Genomic DNA, 359 nt, shown 5'->3' on the forward strand with positions numbered 1-359 from the left:
GGTGAGGGGCTACGATCTCCAACCCTGCCGCGAAACAACCAACACCTCGAACAAAAAAAACGGGCCTGCATCAGCAGGCCCGTTCTCCTTCGGTGACTTGTGAAATCAGCGCATCAACTGTTGATCGCTGCCTGTTCGTTCTCGTCAAATTCTTCCGCCAACAGCTTGTCGTTGGCCTTGCCGGTAAATGGCACTACAGCGGCGCGTGGTTTACCTCGCAGTTTGCCGAACAGATGATCCAGTTTGTGCTCGAGTTTCTCGGCGGCACCGTCGATCGCCTGCTCCAGCGAATCGGCTTTGTGGGTCACGGAAATCGGTTGGTGGCCTTTTGGCCGCGCTTCCAGTTGGCAGCGCAAGTC

1 protein-coding gene is annotated in these 359 nt (G+C 56.5%); it reads right to left on the minus strand.

The features are described 5' to 3' along the window. Window positions 1-113 precede the first annotated feature (113 nt). Window positions 114-359, minus strand: a 246-nt coding sequence (locus tag AAEY83_RS13340; RefSeq protein ID WP_351059504.1) for an HPF/RaiA family ribosome-associated protein, incomplete at its 5' end; no start/stop codon positions are given.

Source organism: Psychrobacter sp. TB20-MNA-CIBAN-0197, from assembly GCF_040309765.1.
Classification (GTDB): Bacteria; Pseudomonadota; Gammaproteobacteria; order Pseudomonadales; family Moraxellaceae; genus Psychrobacter; species Psychrobacter submarinus.